Below are 11,252 nucleotides of genomic sequence, written 5' to 3'. Positions count from 1 at the left end.
GGGCAGCCTCTGGAAAGTCGCTGGCCCAATTACAACAAACCCCCGCTACCATGGCGAGGGTTTGTCAGCAGTCTGAGGCACGCCCATGTGGGCGTGCCTTTTTTTGCCTGATGGCAATTAGCGGCAAGGTGTGATCGCATGGTAGTCGAAGGGGGTATCCTCCGGCTCATAATGCCAGGCAATCCGGTGTCCGTAGGCTCGCTCTAGACATCGGTAACTCGCCAGTTGTCGGTGGAAATTGGCGGAATTGTCTTCGAGCACCTTGAGCCTCTGGATGCCTTCCCCCTGATAGTGGAGCGCCTGGTCGAAGTCGCCGTTGGCCGCAAAGATCGCGGCGGTTATTTTGTAGTCGATCGGATGATCCGGCCACTCCGAATCAGTCATGATCTCATTCAGAAGTCGCTGGGAATGGGGCGGGTTCCTGTAATTTTCGTCTGGATGCGCGACCAGCCACCAAGCATAGTGGGACTTTGCTGTGCTGCCGTCATCATGCTCGATCGCACGTTCGTACAGGAGCTTGGACAAACGATGGTTTCTCTCAACGCCTATGCCGAATCCATAGGCTGTTCCCAGCAGCCGGAGCGCCGGTGCGTAGTCGGCGTAATTATCTGAGCGAAGCAGGTTCGCCGCAGTTTCATCGTTGGCTGGATCGCCGTCGTAGAACATCCACTGTGATTCGGCCAGAACCGTGAAGTAGTCAATTACTTGGCCCTGATGTACGTCCTCCAGGCTTCGTGCCAGCTTCAGGTATTTCTCTGCGCTGTCGAAGTCGGCCGGAATCTGATCGCCGGACAAGTAAAGAAAGCTTGCGAGCAGCGCCGCATACTTGCTTCCCGCCTGAGCGGATCTCTCAAGATACACCAGGGCTTCCTGGTCCCGGTCCTCTTCGAGCAACGCAATCGCTCTGCCTGTGTCTGTTGTTGCACAACCTGTTGTAGCCAGCAGCAGGCCGCCGGCTACCAGTGATTTGATGGTGTGAATCACTACTAAAGTTCCTTTTTTAACATTCCATATTGGGCAAAGGGAGGCCCTGACTTCGCAATGGCTGAACCGATCAGCTACCGCTCCGCCAGGGCCAGCTTGGCGCCGAGGGCGGCGAAGGTGCTGGCAAAGCCGCGGCGGAGCCAGCCCTGGACCTTGGGGGACTCCATCACTGCTCGGCGGAACAGGTTGGCGAGGAAGCCGTAGCCAGCGAAGACGGCAAAGGTCATGGCCATGAAGACGGCGCTGAGGACCACCAACTGGGTGGTGGCCTGTTCGGCACCCACGGTGACGAATTGTGGCAGGAAGGCGAGGAAGAACAGGCTCAGCTTGGGGTTGAGAATGGTCAACAGGATGGCGCGTACCACCAGGTTGCCGGAGCCTTCACCGTCATCACTTTCCTCCAGGGCAAACCCGCCCCGGTTGCGCCAGGTCTGTACCGCCAGGTAGAGCAGGTAGGCCGCGCCCACCAGCTTCAGCACCTGGAACACCACGGCACTGGTGTGCAGGATGGCGGCCAGACCGAGCACCGTTGCCGCCAGGTGGGGCAGGATACCGAGGGTGCAGCCAAAGGCGGCGACGACACTGGAGCGGGGGCCTCGAGCCAGGCTGGTGGCAACGGTGTAGAGCACACCGGAGCCGGGGATCAGCACCAGCACCAGGCAGGTGACCAGGAATTCCATGGTGATCATTGCGCGCGACCTTTCTGCTCGTCCATCACCAACTCAATGCGCCCGGGGGCAACGCGGATGTCCATGGGCACCATGCCAAACAGCCGCTGGCGGGCGTCGGACTCATCCAGCCGGTACACCGGAACGGTTTCCAGCAACTGGGCCACGGCCCGCATCACCGTGTCGGTGAGCGGTTTGAGGTCCTGATTGAAGAGGTTGGATTCCACGCGACTGTCCAGCAACTGAAGGCGGCGGATGAAGATGGCTTTCTCGGAGGCGTCGTACACGGGCGCGCCTTCCACTTTCAGAAACACATCCACCGGAATCTTGGTCATCAGCGCGTTGACGGCAATCTGGCCGTCGATGTCGATCACCGCGACGTCACGGCCGTCGGGCCCCAGGGTAATGTCGGCATCGTTCAGGGTGACGCTCAGGGGGGAACCGGCCTGGAGCTGCTGCCGGTCAAAGTCATTGATGGCGCGGGCGAGATGGTTCTCCAGCGTGCCCTCGCTGATGGAATAGGGGGAGAAACTGGCGCAGGCGCTGACGGTCAGGGCCAACAGACAGGTGGAGAGCAGTTGCTTCATCGCGGGCCTCTAGGGTCGGAGTGAGTCGGACTGTCGTTATTCTACCTGTAATTGCCTTGCTGGGGGGCGCTGTGGCGTATTACTGATCGGTCACCCGTCGCTGACGCCCACGGCCGGGCATACGTCAGCGACGGTTCAAGCGTTTTCCGCCTCGGCGGTGACGGTCAGTTCACCCCGGTCGTCAATGGCAGCCGTGATAACGATGGGTTGGCAGCAGACCTGGCAGTCCTCCACATAGGTCTGCTCCGACACGCTGGGGTCGATGCTGATGTCCAGCATTTCCCAGCAGTAGGGGCATTGTATGGTGGCGTGTTCCAGGGCTGCCATGGTGCGGTCTGTGTCCGTCGGGTTGCTTGGTCAGATCTGCTGTTTGATCAGAACTGCTGTTTGGCCATCCACGGGATGATGCGGTCGAACGCTTCCTCCAGTTTTTCACAGGAGGTGGAGAAGCTGAACCGCAGGGCGTTTGCCGTATCCTCCCCGAAGGCATCGCCAGGTACCACGCAAACACCGGTCTCCTTGAGCATGCGCAGGGCCAGATCGGAGCCGTCCACATGAGGTGGCAGGTTGGGGAACGAGAAAAACGCACCGCCGGGCTTGTAACCGGTGAGGTGTGGCGTTTCGTCGATCAGGTCCATGATCTTGTCGCGGCGCTCGCGATAGATATTGACCATGTCCCGGGTGCATTGCTGGTCGCCGGTCAGCGCCGCCACTCCGGCAAACTGGGAGGGGGTGTTGGCTACCGAGGTGGTGAACATGTGGTAACGGCGCAGCGACTTGATCGCGGCCTGGCTGGAAATCACCCAGCCCACCCGCAGACCGGCCATGCTGTAGGTCTTCGAGAAGCTGCTGATGCACATGATGTTATCGAGGTCGACGGCGCAGCTCAGCACGCTGGCGTAGTCGTCGTCATCGAAGATCAGGTGGTCGTACACTTCGTCGCTGTAGATCTGGATGCCGCGGTAAGCGCATTCCTCAACGATGGTTTCGATGGTGCTGCGGGGGTAGACCGCGCCGGTCGGGTTGTTGGGGGAATTGAGGATAATGGCGAACGTGCGCGATCCCATGGCGCGGATCACTTCGTCGGGATCGAGCTGGTGGTTGTTCTCCGGGTGGGTCGGTATGAACTTCACCTCACCGCCATTCATGCGGATCAGTGGTGCATACAGCAGGAACGACGGGTCGGTCACGATGAACTGGCGGCCGGGGGCGGCGGTGGCGGATATGGCCAGGTACATGGCCTCGGTGGCCCCGGACGTGATCAGGATATTGTCCCGCGTCAGCTTGCGGTTGTAGCGCTTGCCGTAATAGTCCCGCAGTGCCACCAATAGCTCCGGCAGGCCGGCGTCCATGGTGTAGCCGGTCTGGCCGGCCCTGAGGGCATCGATGTAGGCATCGACGATGTGCGGGGGCGTGGGCAGGTCGGGCTGGCCAATGGACAGGTGTATCACGTCCTTCATGGTGGCGGCCATGTTGACCATGCGGCGAATGCCTGGAACCGGTATCGCCTGCATCGATGGATGCCAGCGGGCTTTAGACTTGCGGTACTTGATCTTGCGTGGCTGGGCGGTTGTTGCGTCCCGTGCTGCTTCCGGCATACACACCTCCTGAGATCACATAGGCGAAGGCCTGAGGTCGAACGACCATTGTTCAGGACCTTCATGCAGGTTAGACAGGAAACGCAGGCGGGACAACCCCTGAATTTGACCGGCTTTTTCCCAGCGCCCAGACTGAGGAAACCGTTACCGTTTGCGGGGGATTCTGGCCTCGTTAAAACCGTGACTGCGCTGATGTCTAGCAATCAAATGGAGAACTGCCATGTCCACCAATGTCCGTCCTGTCGTCACTGTGCTGACTGCCCCGGGTGATCCTGAGCCCCCGGGGCTGGAGGCGGTGCGCAGCCGCGCCGAGGTCCGGCTCGCCTCGGACGAAGCCTCGCTACGCGAGACCCTGCCGGGGACCGACGTAATGATGGTGACGGATTTCCGCACCGAGGCGCTGGCGGCGGCCTGGCCGGCGGCGGACCGGTTGCAGTGGATACACGCCACCAGTGCCGGGGTGGATGCATTGATGTTTCCGGCCCTGATCGAAGGCCACGTGACCGTAACCAACGCCCGGGGCATCTTTGATCGCACCATCGCCGAATACGTGCTGTGCTCGATTCTGATGTTCGCCAAGGACTTCCCGCAATCCATCCGCTACCAGCTGGCGCACCAGTGGCAACATCGCGATACCGAGCGGGCTGAGGGCCGGCAGGTGCTGGTGGTTGGAGCCGGTTCGATTGGTCGTCAGATTGCCCGGCTGGTGACCGCGGTGGGAATGCACGCCCATGGTATCGCCCGGCGGGAACGTCATGACGACCCGGATTTTGTTGCGGTACACAGCCAGGAGCAACTGATGGAGCAATTGGGGCTGGCAGACTATGTGGTCATTGCCGCGCCTCTGACACCGCAGACTGAGGGCCTGTTTGACGCCCAGGCCTTTGCCGCGATGCGGGACACCGCACGCCTGATCAACATTGGTCGGGGACCGATTGTGAAGACCGATGATCTGGTGGCCGCGCTGGACCAGGGCCAGATCGCCGGTGCCGCGCTGGATGTCTTCGAGGAGGAGCCACTGCCGCCGCAGCACCCACTCTGGGAACGGGACAACGTCATCATGACGGCACACATGGCAGGGGATTTTATCGGCTGGCGGCGGGCACTGACCGATCAGTTTCTGGAGAATTTTGATCGCTGGCACCAGGGGGAGTCTCTGTTCAATGAGGTGAACAAGTCCCTGGGGTACGCGGGATAGGGGGCGTCTCCAGCCAGCGGCACCGCCTGGGCGGTGCCGCTGGCTGAGAAAACAGCAGATCAGGCGGTGGCCTTGAGTGCTTCCTCAAAGATGCCCAGGGCTTCGTCAATCTGCTGGCTGTTGACGATCAGCGGTGGCAACCAGCGCACGATCTCCTGGTAGGGGCCGCAGCGGAGCATCAGCAGGCCGTGGTGCTCGCATTCCTTGAGAATCTTGCCGGCGCGTTCGCCATCCGGCTGGCCGTCGCGGCGCATTTCCACCCCCTGCATCAGGCCAAGGCCACGGACATCCTCCATTTCCGGATAGTCTTTCTGTAGGCTTTCAAGGCCGTCCCGCAGTCGCTTACCCATTGCCTCCGCATTGGCCACCAGTTGCTCCTCACGAATCACGTCAATGGTGGCGAGGGCAGCGGCAGCAGCGACGGCATTGCCGCCGTAGGTGCCCCCCTGAGAGCCGGGCCAGCCCTTGGCCATGGTGTCTTCCGAGGCCGCCAGTGCGGAAATCGGGAAGCCACTGGCCAGCCCCTTGGCGATCATGATGGCATCCGGCTTGACACCAAAGTGGTCGTGCCCCCAGAACTGGCCGCTGCGGCCAAAGCCGGCCTGCACCTCATCAAACACCAGCATGATGCCGTGCTTGTTGGCGCGTTCCCGCAACCCCTCCATGAAACGCCGGTTGGCCGGCACGTAACCGCCTTCGCCCTGCACGGGCTCGATCATCATGGCGGCCGTTTCCTTGGGCGCCGAGTAGGTCACGAAGATGCGGTCCAGTTCCCGCAGGCAGAAGTCGGTGGTTTCCTCTTCCGACCAGCCGTAGTGATGCACGTGGGGGAAGGGCGCCACCACCACGCCGCCCATCATCGGGCTGACGCCGGCCCGCAGGCCAACGCTGGAGGTGGTCAGCGACAGTGACCCCATGGTTCGGCCGTGAAAGCCGCCGTGGAACACAATGATGTTGGGGCGACCGGTGGCCTGACGCACCAGGCGGATGCCGGCTTCGGCCACTTCGGTGCCGGCGTTGGAAAAGAAGAATGCGTCGATGTTGTCCGGGGTCAGTTCCCCCAGTTTCTCTGCCAGTTCCGGCAAGCGCGGGTTCATCACCGTGGTGGCCTGGGCGTGGATCATGGTGGCGACCTGCTTCTGGGCCGCTTCAACCACTTTGGGGTGACAGTGGCCGGTACTGGTGACGCCGATACCGGATGTGAAATCCAGATAACGGCGACCCTCCGGGTCGATGATATGGCAGCCTTCGCCCTTGGCGGCCACGATACCGGTTGCCTGCTTCAGCAGGGGAGACAGTTTGCCTTTATGATCCGTCACGGTGCACCTCCCGAATTGAGTTGGTCTTTCCCAGCCTAGCCCTTAAGCCGAGGATTTTAAATGCCTGTGTTGCAAGGGAACCTTTGAAAGCTTCGGATCACCCTGCCAGGGCTGCCTAGCCCAGCCGTTGGCATACTGCATCGCCAATGGTACGGGTATCCCGGGCCTGGCCGTGCTGACTGGCAAGATCATCCGCGACGGCCTGAAACAGCCGTTTTCCGGCTTCGGCCAGGCGGCGATCCTGACGGCCCAGCCACTCCAGCATCCGGGCGGTGGTGAACAGCATGGCGGTGGGATCGGCGATGCCCTGGCCGGCGATGTCGGGTGCGCTGCCGTGGGTGGGTTCGAACATCGACGGCAGCTCCGGGTTGTCGGGATTCAGGTTGCAGGACGGCGCCACGCCCATGCCGCCGGACAGCACAGCCGCGAGGTCGGTCAGGATGTCCCCCTGAAGGTTACTGGCTACCACCACATCAAACGCCCAGGGGCACTGGACGAACTTCATGCAGGCGGCGTCCACCAGCTCGTGGTGGGTGGCGACATCGGGGTAGTCTGCGGCCACCTGTTCAAAGACCTCGGTGTAGAGGTCGCCCCAGTAACGCAGGGCATTGCGTTTGGTGATCACGCAGACCTGGCTGTCACACTGGCGGCCATCCTGGGTACGGAACTGACGCGACTGATTGTCGGCCCGGCGCTGCGCAGCCCGCAGTCTGGCTTGTTGGAAACCGTAGCGGATGATCCGCTCCGTGGCACGGTAGGTGAACAGCTCGATCTGGGTGGCAATTTCGTCTCGGGTGCCCTGGCGCAGCCGGCCGCCCTGGCTGACATACTCGCCTTCCGAGTTCTCCCGGATCACCAGCATGTCGATGTCGCGGGCTCGGTCATCCGCCAGGTACTGGCGAGCGCCGGGCAGCAGCCGGGCCGGGCGTTCACAGACCCACTGATCGAAGCCCTTGCGCATCTGCAGCAACGGTGCCAGCGACACGCTGTCCGGCAGCAGGTAGCGGTCGGGATCGTTCACCGGACCGGGATCGCCAAGGGCTCCGAGCAGGATGGCGTCGAATGCCTGCAACTGCTGCAATGCGTCTGTCGGCATGGATTCGCCATGTTCCTCGTGCCAGGCATGGGACGGCCAGGGGAAGCGGACCCACTCCAGCTCCAGCTGGTGTTGCTGTCTCAGTACCTCCAGGCAGCGAACGGCTTCGGCGACGACCTCCGGGCCGATGCCATCGCCGGGGGTGATTGCAATGCGGGTAGTCTTGGCCATAGGGATTCCTTATCCATCGGTCGTACAAGCAAATAGTCGCAAGATGCGACATCGGTTGTGAGGCTGTTCTATCCTGAAACCAGTGTAGCTGTGGCAGTGGCCCTCGCCAGCCCGGAGCCTTCTTCCGGACCCTGCTTGATGTGCCACTGGAGCTTCTATGCTGGTGTTGAAACTGTCTTACCGGCTTTCATGACAAAGGATGCAGCATGTCGGTTCCACAGGAATTGTTTGACGAGTCCCACTGTGAGTTGTGCGCCTGTGGCGCGGGACTGGATTTTTCCATCAGTTTTGCCTTCCAGCCCATCGTTGATGCCGAGACCCGTACAGTGTTCGCTTACGAGGCCCTGGTCCGTGGCGAGCAGGGCGAACCGGCGGGTGAAGTGCTCGGCCGGGTCCATAACGCCAACCGCTATGCCTTTGACCAGGTTTGTCGGGTGCGGGCGGTCAAGCTGGCATCGCGGTTGGGGATGACCGCCCGCCTGAGCATCAATTTCCTGCCCAATGCGGTCTATCGGGCGGAGTACTGTATTCGCACCACCCTGGCGGCCGCGCAACATTACGACTTCGATACCAGCCGGATCATCTTCGAGGTCACCGAAGGCGAGGCGCTGACGTCAAAGGAGCATCTTCTGTCGATTCTTGCCAGCTACCAGCAGATGGGGTTCAGCGTGGCGCTGGACGATTTCGGCGCCGGCTACAACCGCTTTGATGTGTTGATGGATACCCCGCCGGACCTGCTGAAACTGGACATGATGCTGATCCGCAATATCGAGCAGCATCTCAAGAGTCAGGCGGTGGTGGATGGATTGTTACTGACCTGCCGGCGCCTGGGGGTGCAGGTGGTGGCCGAAGGGATTGAGACCGAGGCGGAGTACGACTGGTTGCGGGAGCGGGGAGTGCGATTATTCCAGGGTTACCTGTTTTCCCGGCCAGCCTTTGAACAGCTGCCTGAGGTTTACATTCCCCGTTGAATGGGGTTTGCTGAACGATCCCAACCGTAACAAGGAGTTACCCAGTTGTTCTATCGTGTTCTCACCCTCTTGGGGGCTGTGCTGTTTGTGATCGCGCTGTTTGGGCTGCTGTGGCTGTTCTGTCGTCGCTTTCTGCAGCGACATGGTGTGGTCGACCAGCTCACGGACCGGACCACCGTGCTGGCAACCTGGACCTTCGCCGGTGTCGCCATTGGGCTGGTGTTCGCCGGTGTCGGCGCGTTGTTGTTGGGTCCCTGGGCGTTTTACCGAACCTTGCGCGGCCACGACGTCGCTATCTCCGATGCCGCTGCCATGTGGTGGGGGCTGGGGATTGTGTTGGCGGCGTTGCTGGTGACCGGTAGCGGGTTTGCCGCGTTCCTGTATCTGGTCGGGGCAGTTTAGCCCGCCCCTGATACATCAGCCGTTTCCTGGCCGATGCGGTGCAGTTGCTGACGAAACCAGGCCAGTGCCGGCTCCTGCTCATATGGCCGGTGCCAGTAGAGATGGACATCGAGATCGGGCAGGTTGGTGGGCGCGGTCAGCAGGGCCAGGCCGGTGTTTTCGGCAATGATACGGGCGTAGGTTTCCGGCATGGTCAGCAGCAGGTCGCTTTGGGCGACCACCCGGCAGGCTGCGAAGTAGTGTTGGCAGCGCAGACGAATGCGCCGCTGAACCCCTTGCCGGGACAGTTCAAAATCTTCAATACCGGGGCCCTCCGCCCGGGATGATACCAGTACATGACTGGCCGCCAGATAGTCGTCCAGAGTCAGCGGCTCGTGGGCCAGCGGATGGTCACTGCGGGCGATGACCACCAGGCGATCCTGCCGCAGCCGCTCATGGGCCGTCTGCTCGGACACCGGCAGCAGCACGTCGACGGCAAAATCCAGCTTGCCGGCGGCGAGCTGGGTCTCCATATCCCGCCGGGCCACCCGCTGGCTGATGATTTCCAGTTCCGGATAGGGTTCCAGACGTGCCATCAGGCTGGGGAGAAAGGTGGACTCCAGCACATCCCGCATGGCCAGGGCGTAGGTTTTACGATGGCTGGCGGGATCAAAGGCGTGGAACTGGTTAACGGCGCTCTGGATCTGGGTCAGCCCCGGTCGCATGGAGGCAAGGAAGCGCCGGGCCAGCGGGGTGGGCACCATCTGGTTGCCCTGGCGGGTGAACAGCGGGTCGTCAAAGTGTTCGCGCAGCTTGGCGAGAGAGTGGCTGATGGCCGGCTGGGTCAGGTGCAATGCCCGGGCCGCGCGGGTCAGGCTGCCTTCCCGGTAGATGGTGTCGAAGACGTGCAGCAGGTTCAGGTCGAGTCGATTCAGTGCCATGGTTCGCGGATCTGTGAATAAGTCAGCCTTATGATAGCGGATTAAAATAATTCAGTCGCTTGATAACTTGAGGGCTCCTAGACTGGTGCCAATCGACTGATGAGGGAATCACCATGAACTTCACTATTTCCGACAAAGGGCAGGACTATCTCGAGCGCGTCAAGGCATTCATGCGGGACGAGATCTTTCCGATTGAAGCGCAATACCATCGCGAGCTGGCGGCCCAGGACAATCGCTGGGTGGAATTGCCGGTTATCCGTGAACTCAAGGAAAAGGCCCGGGCCCAGGGACTGTGGAACATGTTCTTTCCCGACGAGGCCCATGGTTGCGGTCTGCTCAATTCCGATTACGCGCTGATCGCTGAAGAAACCGGCAAGAGCTTTATCGCGCCGGAGATCTTCAACTGCAATGCGCCTGATACCGGCAACATGGAAGTGCTGATTCACTACGGCTCGGAACAGCAGAAAGCCGAGTGGCTGCCGCGGTTGCTCAGTGGCGAGATCCGCTCGGCGTTCTGCATGACCGAACCGGGAGTGGCGTCGTCCGATGCCACCAACATGGCGGCCACCGCCACGGTGGAAGGCGACGAAGTGGTACTCAACGGTCGCAAATGGTGGAGTACCGGCATTGGTCACCCGGACTGCAAGGTGGCGATATTCATGGGCCTGACCGATCCCCAGGCTGACAAGCATCGCCAGCATTCCATGGTCCTGGTGCCGCTGGACACGCCGGGTGTGACGATCGAGCGGATGCTGCCGGTGTTTGGCGCCTACGACGAGCCCTACGGTCACGGCGAGGTGGTGTTCGACAACGTGCGCCTGCCGACCAGCGCTTTCATTGCCGGGCCCGGTCGCGGTTTCGAGATCGCCCAGGGTCGTCTGGGGCCGGGGCGGGTGCATCACTGCATGCGGGCCATCGGTGCCGCGGAACGGGCCCTGGAGCTGCTGATCAAACGGGCGGTGAGCCGCGAGGCCTTTGGCCGCCCGCTGGCGAAGCTCGGGGGGAACCCGGACATCATTGCCAACGCCCGCATGTCGATTGAGCAGGCCCGGCTGCTGACGCTGAAATGCGCCTGGTTGTTGGACACCAAAGGCATTCAGGGTGCGCTTGCCGAGGTGGCCATGATCAAGGCCGTGATTCCGCAGATGCTGCAGACCATCGTCGATCAGGCGATCCAGATCCACGGCGGCGCCGGTGTCAGTGATGACGATTTCCCGCTGACCCAGCTGTTTGCCTACGCCCGGGTCCTGCGCCTGGCGGACGGTCCGGACGAAGTGCATCGCGCCACCGTGGCGCGGATGGAACTGAGAAAATACCGCTGAGCGCCGGCAACGCTCA

12 protein-coding genes are annotated in these 11,252 nt (G+C 61.7%); 4 read left to right on the top strand and 8 right to left on the bottom strand.

The window, feature by feature from the left end; all coding sequences use genetic code 11:
• Nucleotides 1–117: 117 nt before the first annotated feature.
• The 5 genes from MLD24_RS21685 to MLD24_RS11670 all read right to left on the bottom strand — a co-directional run bounded on the left by MLD24_RS21685 (nucleotide 118) and on the right by MLD24_RS11670 (nucleotide 3,837).
• A complete protein-coding gene (locus MLD24_RS21685; RefSeq protein ID WP_248166767.1) occupies nucleotides 118–984 on the bottom strand; it encodes an SEL1-like repeat protein in 867 nt (288 codons plus the stop codon).
• A 74-nt stretch (nucleotides 985–1,058) separates the two neighbouring features.
• Nucleotides 1,059–1,673, bottom strand: a complete 615-nt coding sequence (locus tag MLD24_RS11685; protein WP_227172042.1) for a LysE family translocator — start codon at nucleotides 1,671–1,673, stop codon at nucleotides 1,059–1,061.
• Nucleotides 1,670–2,239 (bottom strand): YceB family lipoprotein, encoded by a 570-nt coding sequence (locus MLD24_RS11680; protein ID WP_248166765.1) that lies wholly within the window; start codon nucleotides 2,237–2,239, stop codon nucleotides 1,670–1,672. The genes MLD24_RS11685 and MLD24_RS11680 overlap by 4 nt, the downstream gene beginning before the upstream one ends.
• 135 nt (nucleotides 2,240–2,374) lie before the next feature.
• Complete coding sequence (locus MLD24_RS11675) at nucleotides 2,375–2,566, bottom strand: CPXCG motif-containing cysteine-rich protein (protein ID WP_248166764.1); 192 nt, start codon at nucleotides 2,564–2,566, stop codon at nucleotides 2,375–2,377.
• Nucleotides 2,567–2,613: 47 nt separating this feature from the next.
• Nucleotides 2,614–3,837: a pyridoxal phosphate-dependent aminotransferase gene (locus MLD24_RS11670; protein WP_227172039.1), complete on the bottom strand. Its 1,224-nt coding sequence runs from the start codon at nucleotides 3,835–3,837 to the stop codon at nucleotides 2,614–2,616.
• 220 nt (nucleotides 3,838–4,057) lie between these two features.
• On the opposite strand from MLD24_RS11670, the gene MLD24_RS11665 reads away from it, so the two are divergent.
• On the top strand, nucleotides 4,058–5,035 hold the full coding sequence (locus MLD24_RS11665; protein ID WP_248166763.1) for a D-2-hydroxyacid dehydrogenase: 978 nt from the start codon (nucleotides 4,058–4,060) through the stop codon (nucleotides 5,033–5,035).
• Nucleotides 5,036–5,094: 59 nt separating this feature from the next.
• Here MLD24_RS11665 and MLD24_RS11660 read toward each other — a convergent pair whose 3' ends face one another.
• Together MLD24_RS11660 and MLD24_RS11655 are read right to left on the bottom strand one after the other, a co-directional pair.
• Nucleotides 5,095–6,354, bottom strand: coding sequence for an aspartate aminotransferase family protein (locus MLD24_RS11660; protein WP_248166762.1), 1,260 nt, complete (start codon nucleotides 6,352–6,354; stop codon nucleotides 5,095–5,097).
• A 115-nt stretch (nucleotides 6,355–6,469) separates the two neighbouring features.
• Complete coding sequence (locus tag MLD24_RS11655) at nucleotides 6,470–7,621, bottom strand: isocitrate/isopropylmalate dehydrogenase family protein (protein ID WP_248166761.1); 1,152 nt, start codon at nucleotides 7,619–7,621, stop codon at nucleotides 6,470–6,472.
• Between the two features lie 206 nt (nucleotides 7,622–7,827).
• On the opposite strand from MLD24_RS11655, the gene MLD24_RS11650 reads away from it, so the two are divergent.
• Together MLD24_RS11650 and MLD24_RS11645 are read left to right on the top strand one after the other, a co-directional pair.
• A complete protein-coding gene (locus MLD24_RS11650; RefSeq protein ID WP_248166759.1) occupies nucleotides 7,828–8,592 on the top strand; it encodes an EAL domain-containing protein in 765 nt (254 codons plus the stop codon).
• Nucleotides 8,593–8,637: 45 nt separating this feature from the next.
• On the top strand, nucleotides 8,638–8,994 hold the full coding sequence (locus MLD24_RS11645) for a hypothetical protein (protein ID WP_248166758.1): 357 nt from the start codon (nucleotides 8,638–8,640) through the stop codon (nucleotides 8,992–8,994).
• Here MLD24_RS11645 and MLD24_RS11640 read toward each other — a convergent pair.
• Entirely contained in the window at nucleotides 8,991–9,914 is a 924-nt protein-coding gene (locus MLD24_RS11640; protein ID WP_227172033.1) for a LysR family transcriptional regulator, read from the bottom strand. The genes MLD24_RS11645 and MLD24_RS11640 overlap by 4 nt on opposite strands.
• Nucleotides 9,915–10,027: 113 nt before the next feature.
• Between MLD24_RS11640 and MLD24_RS11635 the strand changes: the two genes are divergently transcribed.
• Entirely contained in the window at nucleotides 10,028–11,236 is a 1,209-nt protein-coding gene (locus MLD24_RS11635) for an acyl-CoA dehydrogenase family protein (protein WP_248166757.1), read from the top strand.
• The last annotated feature ends 16 nt before the right edge of the window (nucleotides 11,237–11,252 follow it).

Source organism: Marinobacter xestospongiae, from assembly GCF_023156385.1.
GTDB classification, from domain to species: Bacteria; Pseudomonadota; Gammaproteobacteria; order Pseudomonadales; family Oleiphilaceae; genus Marinobacter; species Marinobacter xestospongiae.
This window is presented reverse-complemented; position numbering and strand designations above follow the sequence as displayed.